The sequence below is a fragment of the Streptomyces sp. TLI_171 genome (assembly GCF_003610255.1).
GTDB lineage: Bacteria > Actinomycetota > Actinomycetes > Streptomycetales > Streptomycetaceae > Kitasatospora.
In genome coordinates this window covers 18,811-34,820 of record NZ_RAPS01000001.1, presented here as the reverse complement: position 1 = coordinate 34,820, position 16,010 = coordinate 18,811, and the positions used below count along the sequence as shown (strand labels likewise).

At 68.6% G+C, this 16,010-nt stretch carries 17 protein-coding genes and 7 pseudogenes; 11 read left to right on the top strand and 13 right to left on the bottom strand.

Going from position 1 to position 16,010, the window contains the following annotated elements; genetic code table 11:
• The first annotated feature begins 100 nt into the window (after window positions 1-100).
• Both BX266_RS38265 and BX266_RS00205 read left to right on the top strand, forming a co-directional pair.
• On the top strand, window positions 101-268 hold the full coding sequence (locus tag BX266_RS38265) for a hypothetical protein (protein WP_180290323.1): 168 nt from the start codon (window positions 101-103) through the stop codon (window positions 266-268).
• 99 nt (window positions 269-367) lie between these two features.
• Complete coding sequence (locus BX266_RS00205; RefSeq protein WP_099896909.1) at window positions 368-631, top strand: hypothetical protein; 264 nt, start codon at window positions 368-370, stop codon at window positions 629-631.
• A 334-nt stretch (window positions 632-965) separates the two neighbouring features.
• Here the strand turns inward: BX266_RS00205 and BX266_RS00200 are convergent, their stop codons facing one another.
• Window positions 966-1,385, bottom strand: a complete 420-nt coding sequence (locus tag BX266_RS00200; protein ID WP_099896908.1) for a hypothetical protein — start codon at window positions 1,383-1,385, stop codon at window positions 966-968.
• A gap of 138 nt (window positions 1,386-1,523) precedes the next feature.
• Window positions 1,524-1,850, bottom strand: coding sequence for a hypothetical protein (locus BX266_RS00195; RefSeq protein WP_143686823.1), 327 nt, complete (start codon window positions 1,848-1,850; stop codon window positions 1,524-1,526).
• A gap of 98 nt (window positions 1,851-1,948) precedes the next feature.
• On the opposite strand from BX266_RS00195, the pseudogene BX266_RS00190 reads away from it, so the two are divergent.
• Window positions 1,949-2,886 (top strand): annotated as a pseudogene (locus tag BX266_RS00190) (MerR family transcriptional regulator).
• A gap of 31 nt (window positions 2,887-2,917) precedes the next feature.
• Here the strand turns inward: BX266_RS00190 and BX266_RS00185 are convergent.
• The 4 genes and pseudogenes from BX266_RS00185 to BX266_RS00175 form a co-directional block, all read right to left on the bottom strand.
• A pseudogene (locus BX266_RS00185) lies at window positions 2,918-3,134 on the bottom strand (IS256 family transposase); the annotation flags it as partial.
• 13 nt (window positions 3,135-3,147) lie between these two features.
• A complete protein-coding gene (locus tag BX266_RS39520) occupies window positions 3,148-3,276 on the bottom strand; it encodes a hypothetical protein (protein ID WP_259465205.1) in 129 nt (42 codons plus the stop codon).
• 79 nt (window positions 3,277-3,355) lie between these two features.
• Window positions 3,356-3,505 (bottom strand): annotated as a pseudogene (locus BX266_RS39515) (IS5/IS1182 family transposase); the annotation flags it as partial.
• A gap of 162 nt (window positions 3,506-3,667) precedes the next feature.
• The gene (locus BX266_RS00175) at window positions 3,668-4,447 is read right to left on the bottom strand and encodes a sporulation protein (protein WP_120314338.1); all 780 of its coding nucleotides are present in this window, start codon (window positions 4,445-4,447) and stop codon (window positions 3,668-3,670) included.
• A 90-nt stretch (window positions 4,448-4,537) separates the two neighbouring features.
• Between BX266_RS00175 and BX266_RS00170 the strand changes: the two genes are divergently transcribed.
• Window positions 4,538-5,743 carry a sporulation protein gene (locus BX266_RS00170; RefSeq protein ID WP_120314337.1) on the top strand — a complete coding sequence of 402 codons (1,206 nt, stop codon included), beginning with the start codon at window positions 4,538-4,540 and terminating at the stop codon, window positions 5,741-5,743.
• Between the two features lie 242 nt (window positions 5,744-5,985).
• Here the strand turns inward: BX266_RS00170 and BX266_RS00165 are convergent, their stop codons facing one another.
• Genes BX266_RS00165 through BX266_RS41060 form a run of 3 tightly spaced genes read right to left on the bottom strand, consistent with a single transcriptional unit; the run spans window position 5,986 to window position 7,665 of the window.
• Window positions 5,986-6,720: a transposase gene (locus BX266_RS00165; RefSeq protein WP_183096862.1), complete on the bottom strand. Its 735-nt coding sequence runs from the start codon at window positions 6,718-6,720 to the stop codon at window positions 5,986-5,988.
• The gene (locus tag BX266_RS38260) at window positions 6,717-7,463 is read right to left on the bottom strand and encodes a hypothetical protein (RefSeq protein ID WP_183096861.1); all 747 of its coding nucleotides are present in this window, start codon (window positions 7,461-7,463) and stop codon (window positions 6,717-6,719) included. Before BX266_RS38260 ends, BX266_RS00165 begins: the two co-directional genes overlap by 4 nt.
• On the bottom strand, window positions 7,417-7,665 hold the full coding sequence (locus tag BX266_RS41060; protein ID WP_399168722.1) for a transposase: 249 nt from the start codon (window positions 7,663-7,665) through the stop codon (window positions 7,417-7,419). The genes BX266_RS38260 and BX266_RS41060 overlap by 47 nt, the downstream gene beginning before the upstream one ends.
• A gap of 253 nt (window positions 7,666-7,918) precedes the next feature.
• Here BX266_RS41060 and BX266_RS00155 point away from each other — a divergent pair.
• The 4 genes and pseudogenes from BX266_RS00155 to BX266_RS39510 form a co-directional block, all read left to right on the top strand.
• A pseudogene (locus tag BX266_RS00155) lies at window positions 7,919-8,035 on the top strand (transposase); the annotation flags it as partial.
• A 112-nt stretch (window positions 8,036-8,147) separates the two neighbouring features.
• On the top strand, window positions 8,148-8,657 hold the full coding sequence (locus tag BX266_RS00150) for a hypothetical protein (protein WP_143686821.1): 510 nt from the start codon (window positions 8,148-8,150) through the stop codon (window positions 8,655-8,657).
• 60 nt (window positions 8,658-8,717) lie between these two features.
• Entirely contained in the window at window positions 8,718-9,233 is a 516-nt protein-coding gene (locus tag BX266_RS00145; RefSeq protein WP_099896900.1) for a hypothetical protein, read from the top strand.
• Between the two features lie 606 nt (window positions 9,234-9,839).
• Window positions 9,840-10,271: pseudogene (locus BX266_RS39510) on the top strand (transposase); the annotation flags it as partial.
• A 315-nt stretch (window positions 10,272-10,586) separates the two neighbouring features.
• Here BX266_RS39510 and BX266_RS38255 read toward each other — a convergent pair.
• Window positions 10,587-11,054, bottom strand: a pseudogene (locus BX266_RS38255) (IS110 family transposase); the annotation flags it as partial.
• A 703-nt stretch (window positions 11,055-11,757) separates the two neighbouring features.
• On the bottom strand, window positions 11,758-12,369 hold the full coding sequence (locus tag BX266_RS00125) for a hypothetical protein (RefSeq protein WP_099907189.1): 612 nt from the start codon (window positions 12,367-12,369) through the stop codon (window positions 11,758-11,760).
• 104 nt (window positions 12,370-12,473) lie between these two features.
• Here BX266_RS00125 and BX266_RS00120 point away from each other — a divergent pair, with 104 nt between their 5' ends.
• The 3 genes and pseudogenes from BX266_RS00120 to BX266_RS40695 all read left to right on the top strand — a co-directional run.
• Window positions 12,474-12,734: a hypothetical protein gene (locus BX266_RS00120; protein ID WP_218969222.1), complete on the top strand. Its 261-nt coding sequence runs from the start codon at window positions 12,474-12,476 to the stop codon at window positions 12,732-12,734.
• Between the two features lie 208 nt (window positions 12,735-12,942).
• The gene (locus tag BX266_RS00115) at window positions 12,943-14,220 is read left to right on the top strand and encodes an MFS transporter (protein WP_180290320.1); all 1,278 of its coding nucleotides are present in this window, start codon (window positions 12,943-12,945) and stop codon (window positions 14,218-14,220) included.
• A 210-nt stretch (window positions 14,221-14,430) separates the two neighbouring features.
• Window positions 14,431-14,739, top strand: a pseudogene (locus BX266_RS40695) (transposase); the annotation flags it as partial.
• Window positions 14,740-14,761: 22 nt separating this feature from the next.
• Here BX266_RS40695 and BX266_RS00100 read toward each other — a convergent pair.
• Entirely contained in the window at window positions 14,762-15,145 is a 384-nt protein-coding gene (locus tag BX266_RS00100) for a hypothetical protein (RefSeq protein WP_099896898.1), read from the bottom strand.
• Between the two features lie 442 nt (window positions 15,146-15,587).
• On the bottom strand, window positions 15,588-15,773 hold the full coding sequence (locus tag BX266_RS00095) for a hypothetical protein (protein ID WP_099896897.1): 186 nt from the start codon (window positions 15,771-15,773) through the stop codon (window positions 15,588-15,590).
• Between the last annotated feature and the right edge of the window lie 237 nt (window positions 15,774-16,010).

The following is a 16,010-nucleotide window of genomic DNA, read 5'->3' as shown; positions in this document are numbered from 1 at the left end:
ACCAGCACACGCGTTGGGTTCGGGAGTGTTGTGCAGGAGTTCACGGTCGGTGCAGTGGCTGTCCGGGTCGTCCACGGTGCGCAGGACGTATTCGCCGTGGATGCGGAAGACGCGCAGGTCGAAGTCGCAGTCCGACTCCTGCGGTAGCGGTGGCAGCTACGCCTACTTCCTCACCGCCATTCGCTGGGCCCAGTCCTCCCAGGACTACACCAACCACGCCGGCCCCTTGCTTCGCGGTGCGAGCGGCCACTACACCTGCGGGACCTGATTACACGCCAGCAGCTGCGGATCCCGGTACGTTCCGGGCTCCGCAGCGCCCCGTAGTGTTGAGGGACTGCGCCCAGCTATATGCGAAGGAGCCTCATCCATGCGGATCTCCGGCTGGAACGACCTCGACCGGGGCCAGGGCGTGGAACTGCGGCCGTACGACTACCCGTTCTGGCTCCGCGTCTGGCTGCGCATTCCGATTCTGGACCGATTCGCCTACCCCCACGCGGTGCGCCGCAACGCGGCGCTTCCCCCCGACCGGTCGGGGACGATCGGGGCCTTTTCCTACGATCCGGACCGTAAGCCGCCCGAAAGGCTGACCCGATACCGTGGTCGTGCCCGGGGAACGCGCCGCGCTGAATGACGTCAGCCATCGAGTTCCGCCCTCGGGGGCGGCGAGGCCTTGCAGCACGAGGTATTCGAAGCGGGCGGCACCGGCGGGGACGGCGGCGACGGTCGGACAGGGGCAGGGCGAGCCGGGCGGCGGGCTGTGGACGATCACGTAATTCGGCTCTGTCGCTGATCTTGTGGTGGAGCGTCGGTGTGCTGCCGGTGGGGTCTGGCTCCGTGCGGTCGGGTCGTGCAGTGGCCGACCGGTGGGTGCGATGCGACGGGTGCGGTGCGATGGGGGCGTCCGGTGGCCGGGGGGGTCGGGCCCCGGCCGCGCTGTGCGGGGCCGGGGCCGGGGTTTTCGGAGATCAGCCGCAGTGGGTCCAGCCGGAGTACCAGCGGACGCCTTCCGCTTCGCCGCCCCACGAGATGCACGTGCCCTTGGCGCTCAGGGTCACCGGTCCGGCGTAGTACAGGTAGTAGCCCGCGTCCGGAGCGTCCCTCAGGTCGCTCTGCCGTTCGATGTTCACCCTCAGGTCGTACCGGGTGGTCCCGTTCGGGCTGCGCTTCCAGGTGACGGCGCAGTTGCTGGAGCCGTTGTAGAACAGGTAGACGTCGGCGATCGTGCCGATCGAGTGCTGGTCGATCAGGTAGTACCCGCTGCCGACGCTGTTGCAGGCTCCGCTGGGCGTCGACGCCGCCTGCGCGGGAGCAGCCGCGAACAGCATTCCCGTCGTCATGCCCAGCACGCTGAGGGCGAGCCCCGCTATCCGCTTCGACTTGCGCATGTCTCTCCGTTCGAACATCCGTACCGGCAGGTGCCGCCCGCACGATAGCAGCGCCCAAGATCACCCGGCTACGCTCACCCAGCCCGACCTGCCGAACCTCCCGTTCTCCAACACCCTTCCGACACAGTCACTTGATGCTCAGTCACGGCGGCCTGACGGGCCGTCACCGACGTGCAGCTCGTCGATGAGGTCGCGGTAGGTTCGAAAGGCGCACTTGGGCGTGTAGTCGCCGTGCAGGAGGCCAAAGTGCGGGAACAGCCCCTCGGCGTTGATGTCGGCATCCCGCAGGGCGAAGAGCGAGTAGCCGTCGATGTTCAGCTCGCCGACCAGGGCGGCCACCTTCCGAGCGACGGTGTCGAGCACGGCGGCCTGCCGCTGTTCGCTACGGCCCGGGCCCGTCGGCCAGCCGTTCTCGTACACCCGGATCGGCACGATGTCCGGGATCCCGTTCCGAGTAATTGTCAAGACCTGTGGATTGGGTGGAGAAGCCCACACCCAGGCTGACTGGGGCTCCTGAAGGATGGACTTGAGTCTCCCGTAAGGGGAGACACCAGGGTGGGGGCATGGACGGCGACACGCTTTACACGATCGGGGCGTTGGCCCGGCGGACCGGGCTGACGGTGAAGGCCATACGGTTCTACTCCGACACCGGAATCGTGCCGTCGACTGACCGCAGCCCGGCTGGCTACCGGCTCTACGACATCGATGCGCTCGCGCGTCTGGATCTGGTGCGGACATTGCGTGATCTGGGACTCGATCTTGCCGTCATCCGGCAGGTGCTGGACCAGGAGATCTCGGTACCCGAGGTCGCGGCCGCGCATGCCGACGCTCTGGACGTGCAGATCCGCACCCTGCGCCTGCGGCGCGCGGTGCTACGAGCGGTGGCCAAGCGGGGCTCCAGCCCGGAGGAAATGGACCTCATGCACAAGCTCGCAAGACTCTCCGACGACGAACGCCGGCGTCTCATCAACGACTTCATCGACGACACCTTCGGGGGCCTGGACGCCAACCCCGACTTCGTGGAGATGATGCGCTCGGCCATGCCGAGCTGCCGGAAGACCCCGAACCTGATCAGGTCGACGCCTGGGCGGAACTCGCCGAACTCACCCAGGATCCGGAATTCCGCGCCGCAGTACGCCGCATGGCCGAGCACCAGGCAGCCGAACGTGCCCAGGGCGACACCACTGGTCTGCACCACGACCTCACGCAAACAGTCCGCGACCAGGTCGGCCGCGCCCTCACCGCCGACATCGACCCCGACTCCGCTGGGGCAACCCCCGTCATCGACGCCCTCACCGCCCGCTACGCCCAGGTCTTCGACCGCGCCGACGACACCGAACTGCGCCGCTGGCTGTTGACACGCCTGGAGATCGCCAACGATCCCCGCGCGGAACGCTATTGGCACCTCCTTACCGTCATCAACGGATGGCCCATCCAGCCGACCCTGACGCCGGTGTTTACCTGGTTCATCGAGGCCCTGCGCACCAGGCTCAAGCAGTAGCCCGCGTCACCCGGCCCCCGCGGTCCGAAGATCAGGCTGCGAGGCCCTCGGTGCGCTCGATGAGCTGCCTTCGCTCGAACCGGGCTCCGGCACCGGACGAGGGCGACGAGGTGGGGAGCGTTCACGGCCCGCCACCGGGCCTGGGCGGATTCGACCAGCTTGAACACCATCGCCAGCGCGGCGGCCGCACTGCCAGCGCCCTTGGTGACCTTCGTACGCAGACGGACAGTCGCAAAGGTCGACTTGATGGTCGGCCTGCCACTAACTGGTGAACTTCGCCTTGACCTTGTCGATCTTCACAGACTGCGGCGCGTAGCAGGCGTAGAGCTTGCGGGAATGCAGAGCCAGGCCGTCGCCTCCCTGGTCGCCCAGCTTCCCAGCAGTCCGCACATCCCCGGCGTAGTCCACGCTCCGCCGGAAGCGGCCCTCGGCCAGCGCGCCAAGGCCGCCGGGTCAGGATCGGGTGCCAGGTTCCAGTCCGCTGCCACCGACGGAACAAGTCGTAGACCCGCCCCCACGGCCCGTACTCGGCAGGCGCATCCCGCCACGGAAAGTCGAAGCTCGCCCTGCCCGCCGACTCCTCTGCCCCGGATTCCTCGCCCAGCAGGACTGATCCCACCCGCAGTACCCCCGATTCGGCCCTGTACCGCCTGCTGACGGTCGCTCACCGCCCGGCCAGAGGGGCGCCAACGGCGCCGACGAGGCTCCGCTGCTGACGCTCGACCAGCTGAAGTCCTCCGCCCTGGACTCGGCCTGGTCGGCGCTGGGCGCGAAGTAGCCGTCAGTTCCGGTAGAGGGTGCGCAGCTCCTCCAGTGCGCGGGTCGCCCGCTCCGCCAGGTCGGGGCGGGCAGCCTCGTGGTGGGCGATTGCGAAGGTGACCGTCCGCGGCTTGGACTCCCACTCGTACAGCTCGGGCGCGGCCCGGCGCAGGTACACCATGGTGCCCACCGGGTTGGTGACGAAGGAGAGTTCGAGCCGCGGGAGCTTCCGCCTGCCCCGGGCCGGGTCGGTGAGGAACAGCGACTGGTAGCCGGCGTGGTGCTGGTCGGACCCCGGGATGTACGCGTAGACGACCCGCGAGTCCTGCGGCCGGTAGCCGAGTTCCGCGAAGATTGCGACCGCGGCCCGGACGGCCGGCGTCGGGGCGATCCGGAGGGTGCTGCGGTGCACCGTCCCCTCGGAGCGCCCCGGCGGCCGCAGGGTGATCCGGACCGCCACCGCGAACCCCAGGGGCTGCCCGTCGAGTTCGGTGAACGGGCACTCCCAGGGCAGCCGGCCGCTGAACGGCAGCGTGCGCTCCTGCCCGCCGCCGATCTCGAGATCGTAGCCGCCCGGGGTGCTCAGCGAGCCCAGGACCAGGTCGGTCGGCCCGCCGTCGTTGTCGAACCCGTCGGCAACCAGGTAGTTCTCGATCTGGTCGACCTCGACGCTGCGGGCCCCGGCCCGGATCACCAGCTGCCCGCCGATCCGCTCGCCGGGGACGGCGAGGTCAGCCGTCCGGATCTCGACCTCCGGGCCCTCCGCCGCGCGTCCGAGCCCGAACCTCGCCAGCAGTCCCACCTGCCCGTCCCTCCCACCCGACCCTCACCTGCCGATCTTGACGAACGCTAAGGTGAGCCGAGGTCATTTTCCAAGGGGGAGGCGCGGCGGATGGGACTGCGGAGACTGCTCGGACTCGGCGACGACGGCGGCGATCCGCCGGAGATCGACACCCGGATCGCCACGTTCGCCCCGCAGCCCGGGCAGCGGATCGAGGGCGAGGTGCTGCTGCGCGGCGGCAGCGCGGGTCTGAAGGTCGAGGGCCTGTACCTGCACGTGGTGGGGAAGGTCCTGGGGTGGAACGGCAGCGTCGAGGACCGCGAGTGGGCGTACCTCTCGCCCTCCCGCTCGTACCTCGACGTGGCGCCCGGGACGGAGGAACGGATCGGCTTCCACGGCCGGCTGCCGTGGGACTGTCCGATCACCGAAGTCGACGGGCGGACGGTCGGCGTCGACCTCTCGCTGACCACCACCCTGTCGTCCGGCCCGCAGCGGTCCGTGCAGGACATCGACTTCGTGCACGTGGCCGCGCCGCCGCTGCACGAGGCGGTGTTGAGTGCCCTCCGGGTCGAGGGCCACCGGGTGGCGGACGCGCAGCTGCTCGACAGCAGCATTCCAGAGGTCGACCTGCGCCACTCCTGGATCGAGACCTTCCACCTGGAGGACGGCACCGGCGTCCCCAGTTCGGAGGTCACCTTCGTCAACAATCCGGTCGGCGCGATGGTGTACGTCCGCCGAGCGGCCCGCCACCTGACGCGCTGGGACGAGAAGCCGCCCGCCGTCTCGTTCCCGGTCGCCCACCACGAGACTGGCGAGGTCGACCTCGGCCGCGGGTGCGCGAGGCGCTCGACCAGCTGGACCGGCTGCGGTCCTGACGGGACGTCAGTACCAGTAGCGGACCGCCGCGACGAGCTGCTCCGGAGTGAGGTCCGCGAACCGGCCGGGCGCCGATCGTCCCTCGTCGACTACCCCGGCGCCGTCGGCCGCCCCTGGCCCTGCCGACACCTGGTCTGGCCGGGCCCGCCAGGCACAGCAGGCCGGACTGCCCGACCCGTGGCTGCTCGCCCTGCCCGAGGAGCAGCGCCTGCTGATGCGCGCCGCGTAGCTCGTCGACGTCCGCGCCCGTCTGTTCCTCGAGCATGTCGCCAGCGAGCCCACCGGATCGCTGGCCGTGTACCTCGCCGCGATCGACGACCTGGCCGAGCGCCTGCGGGGGCAGGCCCGCGTCATCGCCGCGTCCGCCGAGGCCGACCTGAAAAGTGGCCGGTCAGGAAACCGGCCCCGTTCGGCGACGGCGGCCAGCGCGCCGATACTTGACCGGTCAGGAAACCTCGCCCCGTCCGCGCCCGCCGAGACCGGAGCGGCCAGCCGGCGCCACGCGGTGTCCCGGAACAGCCGGCGCAGGTCGTGCGCGGTTGCCCGACCGCGCGACCGCACTCTCCTGGTCCAGCCCCCCTTTGGCGCGAGGGCCGGCGGCGGGTCGGTGCGGGCTCCGGCCGCGTGTGATGAGGATCCGCGAAATTGGCTCTGACCGGAATTCCGGATGCTGTTGGTGATCTTCAGCGAGTGTCGGTTTGAGTCCGGTCGATCGTCTGGCGGCAGAGGCGCGTGAAGCGGGTTCCGAGGCTGGTTCGGCTGTCGCCTGGCTGGTGCTGGTGGAGGCGGATGATGTTGGTTCCGGCCGCGGTGAGGACATGCTGGACGTGGGTTTTCACTTTGCCTCGGTAGCGGCAGTGACGGAGGCCGTGGGCGCGCACGGTCTCGGAGACGGTGGCCTCGCAGCCGGCCCTGAGGGCGTATCGCTCGCGCCACGGTCTGGTCTGCTGGTCGCGTCGCACCTGGTTCTGGATCTCCTGTAGGGGCTGGGGCAGAAGGAGGATGTGCCGGCCCTTGCCGTCGACGTTGCCGGTGCATTTGAGGCGGTCGTCGCAGGCCCGGCAGGTGGCGCGGGGGAAGAGCACCGACATGCGCTCCTGGCCGTCGGAGAGTGTCGGTTTCCATGGAGGGCTGGTCGCGCCGTTCGGGCAAGTCAGAGTTCTGTCTTGCCAGTTGGGGCTGAAGTCTTCCTTGTTGAACCCGGGGTGGGCGCGGGAGGTCGGGGCGAGGCGGACCGGGCCGACCAGGTCGATGCCGTGTTCGGTCCTGGCTCGGTGGATGGTGGCCGGGGTGACGTATCCGCCGTCGACAAGGTGTTCGGCCGGGGCGAGGCCTCGCGTCGCGAGGTCTGTGTGGATCTTCTCCAGGGCGTCGATGTCCTGCTCGGGCGCCGGTGTGGTGGCGACGTGGACGATCACATTGGGCAGGCCGTTGTCGCAGGTCTCGGTCTGGTGGTCTTGTAGCCGACCCACTCGGCCTTGCCGGGTTTGTGGCTGAAGCGCGCCTGCGGGTCGTGAGGGGAGACGATCTCTACCGACGACCAGGGGACACGTGCCGTCGCCGGATCGGGTCTGCCCTCGGCGGCCGCCCCCGCGGAGGTCGTACGGCGGGCGGTATGGCGTCGGCTCTGTCGGTCGCGGGTCTGCTTGGGCCCGCGCCATCGCAGAGCGTCGTGCTCGTCGAGCCAGTACTGCTGGACCCAGACCTGCCGCAGCACCTCCACCTGCGGCAGCCGCCGAAGCCTGGCCGGGGTGTCAACGGCGAGAAGAGCGCGGAACAGCCGCATGCCGTCCTCGCCGACCGTGAGTGCGTACTGTTCGCGCTCCTTGGTCTCCCTGGGCAGCCGGTCATAACGCACCGGTCGGCCGTAACGCCGGGCCCACTCGTCCGTGACCAGGACGGACACCCATTCCTCGTCGGCGGCGGCCAGCTCCTCCAGGGCAGCGCGCAGGGTTTCCCCGACGAGCTCGATCCGGTCCAGGCGCCGCACCGCAGCCAGGACGTGCGTGGAGTCGGTCCGCTGCCGTCCGCGCCGCTTGACCAGCCCAGCCTCCGCCAGGCGCTCGACCATCACCGCCAGAAGCCGGTCTGCCCGATCGTCCTCGGCCATCCGGTCACGGAACTCGCTCAGCACCGAGAAGTCGAAGCCCGGATCGTCCAACTCCAGCCCCAGGCAGTAATTTCCAGTCCAATCGGCACCGGACGGCCTCGGCGGCCTGCCGGTCGGTGAGATTCTCCGCGTACTGCAGCACCGACACCAGCGCCAGACGAGCCGGCGACAGACCACGACGCCCGCCAGCGGGATACCACTCCTCGAAGTCGCTGTCCGTGAACAGACCCTCCAGGTGATCCCGCACCCACATCGCCGCCGTGCCCCGCGGATTGCTCGCCCGAGCCATCCGCACGGTCAACGCCGGGATCTCCCGCCCGGACCAGTACCCCATCGCCACCGCAGCCCACCCCTCCGAACAGCCGGACCCTCCAGGCCAGAACAGCAGGCAGGCACGCTCAACGACCGCCGATCGCGGCAATCTCACCCTGACCGGTGAAGATCACCAACAGCATCAATTCCGTGAAGCAGTCGTGTTGATCACCAGCGGCTGCGCAGTGCGGGCCCGAGCTGGGGATTGGGAAGTGCTCGCTGCGATCGTGTTCGTGGCGACCTCGGGCTGCACCTGGCGTCAGCTCCCGCCAATCGTCGGGGCCTGCTGGCAGACGGCCCACCAACACTTCATCGGTCACGACTACGGGAGACTGTTCCAGGTCGATCCGTCATGTCCGTTCTAGGAGTAGGTCTGTGAGAGACGCCGCAGTTTCCGATGTGCTGGCCGAGGCAGGGCTGGTCGTGCTGCCGGTCCCCGTTCCGGTGGAGGTGTGTCCGCCCCAGGGCGCCTGGGTGTCGTCCTGCTCGCCCGCGGACGGCCGGCTCGACGAGGTCGTCGATCTCGCGCAGCCCGACGGTTTGGAGAGGTTCGACGAGGCGTGGCTGCGCCTGGCGACCCGGATGGGCCTGTTCGCCGAGGACGGCGCCTTCCTGCTCGCCGTCACCCTGGACCCGGACAACGAGTACCCGGTCTGGACGCCGGTGCGGCTCACGGAGCGTTGGAACGTCTCGGGCCGCAACTCGGGCACCATTTCCGGGCCGATCGGCAGCGGCGGCCTGCTGACGGCCTCCTTCGACGGCGAGGTGATCATTTCCGGGACGACCTGGCAGGACGGGACGGCTTCGGCCGTTGGGGTATCGCACCCCTACCGTGCGGAGCCGATCCGCCGCTACGTGCAGATGCTGCTCGACGAAAGGGAGCTCCCGGCCGATTGCGAGGACGGCGTTCGAAGCTGGCTCGGGCGGGGCTGATACGAACCCGGCCGCGACAGCGAGCGAATGGCCGCCACAACACCTGAAGCGGAGCGGCAAGTGAATCTGGCACTGATCGAGATCGACCGCATCGACTGGAATTCCTACCGGTGCGGGTGCGCCCGCCCTGCGGGCCATGTCGCAGACATGCTGCGGAAGCTGGTGTCCGCCACCACGGAGGCCCAGGTGTCCTGGATCGAGCTGTCCAACCACGTCGAAATCCAGTCGTTCCCGACGGAGGTGGCGCCGGCTGCCCTATCGGTGCTGGTGGCGGCGCTGGGCGAAGACCTCCACCCGGCGGCCCGGCACAAGATCCACCTGACGTTCTACTTCTGCCTCGGCGGGGAAGAGCCGGTCATGGTCGACGGGATTCCCGTGTCGGCCTGCGAAGACGCGGCGCGCCAAGGGCTCTGGCAGCTCTACAGGGACGCTGCCGCGGGCTTCGGGGCGGCCGCACTCGTCATCAACAGCATTCGCGGAGAACGTGCACGCCTCGAACACTTCGTCAGCCGACTTGAAGACCCGCCGAAATGGGTCGAAAGCTGGAACTTCAAGCCTGAAGACATCGACTCCTGAGCGGCCGGCGACGTTGCCTGCACGGATCCCTGCCCTGTGGCATCGTGGTCGCTGCCGGATCCGACGCTCACAGAGACACTGAGCAGGTCTAATCTGCCGGGAGGGCTTTTCTCGGGAGCCGAAGTGAGACGGGTGCCGGGCGCGGCTCGGAATGTGAGTGGGGCACCTGGAGCACTCCGGATGGGGACTGCTGACTTCAACCCGAGTTCCGTGAAAGACCAGGTCGCAGGCGTGAGTGCAGGATCGTTTCGCTGCGGGATGACCTGCGCGTGGCTCTCCATTCGATCGAAGACGTGCTGTTCCCTGGAGTCGATGTTGAACTGCAGCGGGTGACCGCCGAGTTGGCCCTGGTGCTGGTCGAGGTCGCCGCGTGCGGTGCGGCCGTCCGGTGCCCGGACTGCGGGATCCGGGGCAGGCGGGTCCACTCCACGTACTGGCGCACGGCGGCCGAACGCCATTTGGCGAACCGGAAGTTGCTGATACGGCTGCGCGTGCGCCGGTACTTCTGCGACCGCGTCCGCTGCGGGCGGCGGACGTTCGTCGAGCAGGTCCGGGGGCTGAGCGAGCGTCACCTGCGCTCCCGCACCGGGCTGAAGGAGTGGCTGCGTGCCGTCGCCACCGAGCTCGGAGGCCGCGCGGGCGAGCGGCTGTGCCGCAAGCTCAGCGTCGCGGCCGGCCGCACCCGACTCCTCGGTCTGCTGGAAGCACCCGACGTGCCGGAGCGGGCGCCGCGGGTGCTCGGCGTCGACGAGTTCGCCTTCCGCCGGGGCCCGTACCTGCGGCACCCTGCTGGTCGACGTCGAGACCGGCCGCGTCGTCGACGTCCTGCCCGACCGCACCTCACAGACCTTCGCGGCCTGGCTGCGCGAGCACCCGGGCGCGGAAATCGTCTGCCGCGACCGCGCCAGCGCCTACAGCCGGGCGATCAAGGAGGCCGCGCCGGCCGCGGTCGAGGTCGCCGACCGCTGGCACCTGCTGCAGAACCTGTCCGCCGCGGTCGAGAAGACCTGCCACCAGCACCGCGCCTGCCTACGCAAACACGCCGACCAGGAGGTGCCGCCCGAGCCGCCGACGATCGACCTGCCGGTTTTCCAACTGCCCCGGACCCCGATCGTCGAACGTACCCGCGACCGCTACGCGGACGTCCACCGCCTGCTGGACCAGAAGTGGACGATCAGCGCCATCGCCCGACACCTCCGGCTCGACCGCAAGACCGTCCGCCGCTTCAAGACCACTCCGTTGGACGAACTCCTCGCCTCAGCCAGGGAGTTCGGCGCCAGCAAACAGGGGCTGATCGACCCGTTCAAGCCCTACCTGAACAGCCGGTTCACCGCCGGATGCACCAGGCCGGTCGGTCAGCAGGCCGCGGAGCCTGTTCACGGCCCGGGTGCGGTCGCGCACCAGGTCGGTGCGGCGGGCGGTGGCGAGCCGGAGCTCGGTCAGCTCCTCGCCGGCGACGTTGACCGGCATCAGGTCGCGGCGCATGCGGGCCTGATCGGCGATGACCACGGCGTCGCGGGCGTCGGTCTTGCCTTCGCCCCGGTAGCCGGCGCTGGCCCGGTTGACGGTCCGGCCGGGAATGTAGAGGACGCGCTGCCCGTGGCTGATCAGGATCGCGATCACCAGCGCGGCGCCGCCGTCGGTGAGATCGATGGCCCACGTCACGTCCTCGCCCAGGGCGAGGACGTCGGCGACGAGCCGCAGAAGCTCGGGCTCGTCGTTGGCGACGCGGCGCGAGAGCAGTTTGCCGCCCTCCGCTTTCAGCACCACACAGTGGTGGTGCCCCTTGCCCGCGTCGATCCCCGCCCATATCCCGCTCATCGCACTCCCAGGTGCCGTCGAAGTTGGTCCGTGCTCGGACGACCGCGCCGGCGTTGTCCTACTCAGCGATCTGCTCGCAACTCCCAATGAGCGGCCGGGTCGTGGTCGTCGGGACACCGGGCGGCCAAGTCTGTCGAGCCACGGTCGGCAACATCTCAGAAGCCACACCCGGTGTCCCTGGGCGAGAGGACCCGACGAATGGCCCGCTCATCCCGCTCAGAAGGTAGGACATCTCAGGGTGTTAAGGCGTCAAGCTGAAGCGCCTCAACGTGCGGTGGCGGGCTGCCAGGCGAGATCGAGTTCGCCGTCGACTGTGGCAATGCCAGGTGCCTGCGAGCCGCCCAGGGCTGCATGGCTCAGCAGCACGCGCGTCCCGGCTTCCAGGGCTTGGGCGTTTCCACCCCCTTGTGTTCATGAGCACGCTTGTGTCAGATGTGCACTCCTCAGGCCGGACCCGGCCCAACGGGACCGCCTCGAGGAGATCCGCGACAACCTCATCGCCCGCATCACCGAAGCCGAACTCGAAGGCTGGCTCGGCGAGGTCGAAGGACTACGCGTCAGCCTCGCCGGCGCCGACGAGAAGCTCGCCCAACTCGATACCCAGCTCTCCCGCACCAGAGGGACAATCCACCTCGGGATTCCTACGTTCGGCCACATCGTTGGCCAGGCTGAGGAACCTCCGAGCGCCAGTTCCCAGTGAGATCTAGCAGTAGCCGCTCAGATTGGCCCTGCCAGCTGGAGGCGTGAGGCGAGGCCAGGGGTGGCCGGCCCGATCGGAGGCCACCACCCGCAAGAGCTCCAGCACGGTACATCCCGGATATCCCGGGAAACTCGTGTAATTGAAGCGGTAGTAGCAGTTCCAATAGCTAACCACTCGCCTTTGGGTACGCGCGAAGAAGGAGGGATTGTCCACGATGAACTGGCCGTAGGCAGCACGGAGAGCGGTGCCCGGCATATCAAGGTCGCCGAGTGCTTTCCGGATGACCACCAGGATCTCCACAACGTACTCACCGACCAACTGCACGACGTACGGAATGACCCATGGCTCCGCGGAGCCAACGATGCATTCCAGGTGACGTTGGCGGACCCTCCCGTCATGGTGCCTGGTGTACAAGCAGTGCAGGATCGTCAGCTGTCTTGGGGAGAGAGATTCCAGCGCATCAGCCGGCGGTTCGTCGTTGTACAACCGCGTGGGGATCGCGAGGAACTGCCCCTGCACGTTGACCGAGAACGGTTCCGCCGGCTTCAGCCGCGATGTCTTCATGGCTGCCAGGACCACCCGGACGTCGTCCGCGAGCGGGCTCGGGAACGCCATGCTCAGGTGGTCACTGTCGTCGAGAGGCTGGGGCACGGCTCTGAGCAAATGCGTACGACGCAGCGTAGTTCAGAGAAGCTTGCATCCGCTGCCCAGTACTCCAGGTGGGCCCCCGCCAGAAGCCCCGTCTCGTCGAGATCATCCAGAACCTCCGCGAACGCATCCGCGAGGCCCGCGCCAACGGCTGGCTCGGCGAGGTCGAGGGACTTCAGGTCAGCTTCGACGCCGCGATGGCCAAGCTCAAGAGCCTCAAGAACATCCCCACCGACGGACGCCCTGAACTGGTTGACCTCGGCATGCCCGTCTTCACTGGTGACGCACCGCCGCCTGAACCGAATGAAGGAGAACCCCAGCCCCGAGGCTGATCAACGGCCCCGCCCCAGGCGGGGCCGTTCTCATCCAAGGACGCGCGTGAAGCCGCTGGGGCGTGGGGCTATCTTCGGAAAACGATTGCAGTCCGTCCCAGCTCCTGGGTACGGTCCGGGCATGGCAATTACGCCCCGTGTCTCTTAGCTCGGACACCAGCTTCGACGCCACCCTTGTGTCCTTGAGCTGTTACGGAGCGTAACTCCATTGAATACTCTTCGCGGTCCCGGCCTGTTCCGGAACCGGGACTTCTCGCTGCTGCTGAGCGGCCAGTTGGTCTCTGCTATCGGTGACCAGGCTCATTTCATGGCCCTGCCGCTGATCGTGCTGGCCCTCACCGGGTCGGCCACCCAAGCCGGGTTCGTGCTCGGCCTCGGCACTCTTTCCTTCTTGGCGTTCGGGCTGGTTGCCGGCGCCCTCGTCGACCGGTGGGACCGTAAGGCCACCATGATCTGGTGTGAGCTTGGCCGGGCCGTGCTCACCGCCGGCGTCGCCGTTGCGTTGTGGCTCGACAGGCTCACCATGCCCCAGCTATATGCGACAGCGGTGCTTGCCGGGCTTCTGACCACGCTGTTCCAAGTGGCGAACACAGCGGCGCTGCCCAATGTGGTTGGCCCGCGACAGCTGTCCGCTGCGCTCGGCTACTCGCAGTCCGCCGCCAGCGCTGTGGGCATCTTCGGGGCTTCACTCGCCGGTGCGCTCTACGCCGTTGGCCGGACCGTTCCGTTCGCCGTCAACGCGGTTTCCTTCGCAGTGTCCGCGGCGTCGCTGCGTCTGATGCGTGCTCGATTCCAAGTGGACCGGAAGGACGTGCGGACGACATCCCGGCTCTCCACCGAGATCCGAGAGGGGCTTGGCTGGCTCTGGCGCCAGCCGGTCATCCGTTTCCTGACTCTGGTCTCGGCCGCTGACAAGGTGCGCTACGGCGCCGGGTACCTGTTGATCATCACACTCGCCCGGCAGGTGGGTGCCTCGCCGCTGTGGATCGGTGTCATCTTCAGCGGTGCGGCGGTCGGTGCCATGGCGGGAGCGCTGGTCTCGGACAGGGCCACACGCCGCTTTCCGCTGGGCCGGATTGCCGTGGTGATGCTGTGGTTGGAGGCATTGATGTTCCCGCTGTACGCTCTCGCGCCCAACCCGCTGATGCTGGCAGCGGTCGCGGCCGCTGAGTCGCTGGTGGCTCCCGTCTACGCGGTGGCCATGACCACCCACCAGTTGGCCATCACCCCCGATGAGCTGCGGGGCCGGGCGACGAGCGCGGTCTCCACGCTCACCACGGGAGCCTTGTCGATTGGCACGCTTGCAGGCGGCGCGCTGATCACCACGCTGGGTGCCAAGCCGCTGGTCTGGCTCTGCGGAGTATGGCTGCTCATCCTGGCCCTCCTCACCACTGTCAACCGGGATGTGCGGCAGGCGCCGCCAGCGGGTGCGCTTCCACAGCAGCAGGCCAGCAGCACGGCCGAGACTGCCCACACGCCTGGCTAGTGCCGCATCAGGCAACGTTCGCCTCGTTCTGATGCACCGTCCGGTTGCTGCGCTGGTGGGCGCCGGACGGTCAGAATGATCACGTGGCCGAACGCGTGCAGGTCCGCGAGATCGATGACGATGAGGGCGGGCGGTTGCTGCGGATCATCCGCAGAGGTACCGGGTCGGTGGTGACATGGCGACGCGCCCAGATGGTCCTGTTGTCCGCGCCCGCTGGACGTCCGGATTGCGATCGTCTGCGACAACTACTCGCCCCACCTGACCACCAAGTAGTGCCAGCGGGTCGGGACCTGGGCTGCGGCGAACAACGTCGAGATCGCTTACACCCCGACCAACAGCTCCTGGCTCAACCGGATCGAGGCCCAGTTCACCGCCCTGCGCTACTTCGCCCTCGACAGCACCGACCATCCCAGCCACAAGGCCCAGGGCAGCATGATCCGCCGCTACATCATCTGGCGGAACAAGAACGCCGCCGACAAGCGCCTCGCCGCCATCGTGAGCAGGGCCAACGCCGCCTAACCGGCGACGGCGCCAGTCGGCGTCACCAAAGGCGCAGGAAGCTCCGGACGTCGTCATAACCGTCGAGAGCCCGACCATCCACGTCCGCCGGGTCCGTTTCGGCACGCACCGCCAGCGACTTCGCCAGCACGAGAGCGTCGTCGCCGAGATGGCCGAAGCGTCGAGCGGTATGGCCCAGGCACAGGCCGGCCAACCCGAGAAGCGGACTGCCCGACACGGCGCGCGTCCCGACCTCCATGCACCAGTGCTCGACGAACTCCCGGTCGTCGTCGCTCAAGGCGATTCCGACCAGGGCGTCCGCCGCTTCGCCCTCGTGCGAGCGGTCACGCAGAGCCCGCTCCAACGTCTCGACCACGACCTCATGAGGCAGCGCGGGAGGGTTCTCGAAGCTCAGGTGAGAATGCATCCCGCGAGACTACGTGCCCCGCGCGGTCCGCACTCGACCGGCAACAACGGGGCGAACGTTGCCTGATGCGGCACCAGAACACCGGAGCACCCCTGTCCCGATGCTGACGTGGGGCCGGCCGTTGGCGCGGTTCTTCGCGGCGTCGGAGATCCAGGCGGTTGTCCCCTGACGCTGCTGTGCGGGGCCGACGGAAGCCACGCTCTGCTCGCCCGGCAGTGGGAGGAGTTGACGCTCCCCGCCGAAGGGGAGGTGCGGTCCTGGACATCGCTGCTGGGTGTCCACAACGCCGCTTTGGCCCCCGCTTCGCTCACAAGGCCCGCCCGGAGCGGGGTTTTTGGAGCGGAGTGGCAGGTCATGTGTCGGCGGCGCCCTGAAACGTGGGAGCGCCGCCACGGCCACGGATGCCGTGATGGCGTCCTGGGCCGTTTCATCTGTGGTCCGGTCAGTGCTTGGGGCGGCAGCTCGGGCAGATGTTGTCGTCGTTGAACTCGAAGTGCACGTCGCTCGGTTGCAGATGGTTGTGCCTGCAGACGGTGCACAGGTCGCCGCCGCAGCTTCCGCAGCCTACATAGCGGCCGCCGGCGTACTCGTAGCGCCGTTTCTCGATCCACGGGTCGTCACATGCCACAACGGGCTTCCCTTCAGTGGGATCGTCGCTCTTCACCTGGTGCCGGCGGATGCGCTTTACGACGTCGCGGCAGCCCGGGTGGTTCAGTCGCCGGTGGTGATTCCACGGTCGGGGCCGGCGGCGTCCTCGTCGCGGCAGCGGTGCACGGTCGATCGCCCCGAGGCTGGCGCCGGCGCAATGCGCCGGTGGTCTGGGCCCGACCTCTGCGCGACTCTGCAGGTATGGGAGGGATGAGAA

Coding starts and splice junctions, on each gene's coding strand:
- BX266_RS38265 (WP_180290323.1), top strand. CDS start 101: ATGCGGAAGACGCGCAGGTCGAAGTCGCAGTCCGACTCCTGCGGTAGC.
- BX266_RS00205 (WP_099896909.1), top strand. CDS start 368: ATGCGGATCTCCGGCTGGAACGACCTCGACCGGGGCCAGGGCGTGGAA.
- BX266_RS00200 (WP_099896908.1), bottom strand. CDS start 1,385: ATGCGCAAGTCGAAGCGGATAGCGGGGCTCGCCCTCAGCGTGCTGGGC.
- BX266_RS00170 (WP_120314337.1), top strand. CDS start 4,538: ATGGGACTGCGGAGACTGCTCGGACTCGGCGACGACGGCGGCGATCCG.
- BX266_RS41060 (WP_399168722.1), bottom strand. CDS start 7,665: ATGTGGGTGCGGGATCACCTGGAGGGTCTGTTCACGGACAGCGACTTC.
- BX266_RS00125 (WP_099907189.1), bottom strand. CDS start 12,369: ATGGCGTTCCCGAGCCCGCTCGCGGACGACGTCCGGGTGGTCCTGGCA.
- BX266_RS00100 (WP_099896898.1), bottom strand. CDS start 15,145: ATGCATTCTCACCTGAGCTTCGAGAACCCTCCCGCGCTGCCTCATGAG.